The following is a 1,624-nucleotide window of genomic DNA, read 5'->3' on the forward strand; positions in this document are numbered from 1 at the left end:
CCGATCGAGAAACTCTGCCAGTTGACGATGGCCGAATTGGTCGACTGCTTGATGTTGAGCTGCGAGGCCGACGGATTGGAGATGGTGACGCCGCCCGAAGCCACGCTGCCGCCGGTCGGCAATTCCTGCGCCTTGGCCGAGGTGAACCCGACAAGCGCCGTCGAGGTCAGAAGCAGCGCCATCAGCGAGGCGCTGGTCCGGTTTCGGCGTTTTGAAGACACGTTCATTCTCTGCATGCTTGTATGTCCGGGTAGCCGCCCCTGTTGCCCAAAGCAGCCCCCACCTCCTATTGCACCGCTGTGACCGAACAGACGGACGCGATCTCGGCCATGCCCTGGCAAAAGGCGAAGCCGTTTAGCCGGGGATCCTCGATCAATCTCTGCGAACCGTCATCCGCCGGCTGGCCGGTGAAGAACACCGGCACCGGCGCACCGGCGCCATATACGAAGGCGTTGTACGCCACAGTGCTCGCGGCGCTCGTGGTTGGAACCGTATTGGGCGCGGTGACGGTCAGCTCGGCGCCGACATAGGTCAGCTCGTAATTGGCCGAAGCCGCGAGACTGCCTTGTTCGATGGCGTAACTGCCGGGAATGCTGGCGGGCGTCGCATCGGTCGAGAGCGTGCCGGTGAGCGTATCGGTGCCGACCAGCCCCAGTCCGCCGATCGTATAGGTAAATGCCGGATTGGGCATGCCTTGCGCGCGGCTTTGCGCATCCGCCACGACAGTGATCGAGCGCTTGCCAATGCGGAAATCAGCGCTGGCGAAAGTGATGTCGTAGTTGGAATTGTTGGCGTTGGTCAGCGTGCCCTGCCCGATGGCATAGCCGCCGACATTTTCGCCGGCCGTGCGATCGAGCGAGCCGACAAGAGCGACACCACTGCCGAGGTCCGAATAGGTATAGCCGTAGTTCGACGGATCGGCATCGCCGTAGGTCTTGCCCTGATTGGCGCTCGCCGTGACCGTCACCGCCCGCTTGCCGATGTTGAAATTGCTGCTTTGGAAAGTGATGTCGTAATTCGAGTTCGCCGCGTTGGTCAGCGTGCCCTGGCCGATGGCGTAGCCGCCGACATTTTCTCCGGCCGTGCGATCGAGCGCACCGACAAGAGCCACGCCAGTCCCGAGGTCGGAGTAGGTGTAGAGGTAGGACGACGGATCGGCGTCGCCATAGGTCTTGCCCTGGTTGGCGCTTGCCGTGACGGTGACAGCCCGCTTGCCGATGTTGAAGGTCGAGCTGTCGAAGGTGATGTCGTAATTCGAGTTGGTCGCGTTGGTCAGCGTGCCCTGCCCGATGGCATAGCCGCCGACATTCTCTCCGATAGCGCGATCGAGTGAGCCGACCAGCGCCACGCCGGTGCCAAGGCTGGAGTAGGTGTAGAGGTAGGACGACGGATCGGCGTCGCCATAGGTCTTGCCCTGGTTGGCGCTTGCCGTAACGGTGACAGCCCGCTTGCCGATGTTGAAGGTCGAGCTGTCGAAGGTGATGTCGTAGTTCGAATTGTTGGTGTTGGTCAGCGTGCCCTGCCCGATGGCATAGCCGCCGACATTCTCACCGGCAGTGCGATTGAGCGAGCCGACAAGAGCGACACCCGTGCCAAGGCTGGAGTAGGTGTAGAGGTAGGACGA

Annotated in this window: 2 protein-coding genes; both read right to left on the reverse strand. The window is 62.1% G+C overall.

Annotation, left to right across the window (positions count from 1 at the left end; translation table 11 throughout):
* A partial coding sequence (locus tag FFS37_RS35615; RefSeq protein ID WP_210240525.1) for a hypothetical protein occupies window positions 1-227 on the reverse strand: 227 nt, incomplete at its 3' end.
* 59 nt (window positions 228-286) lie between these two features.
* Window positions 287-1,624: MBG-2 domain-containing protein (locus tag FFS37_RS35985; protein ID WP_171026571.1), on the reverse strand; the 1,338-nt coding region annotated here is incomplete at its 5' end.

Source organism: Mesorhizobium comanense, assembly GCF_005503535.1.
In the GTDB taxonomy this organism is placed as follows: Bacteria; Pseudomonadota; Alphaproteobacteria; order Rhizobiales; family Rhizobiaceae; genus Mesorhizobium; species Mesorhizobium comanense.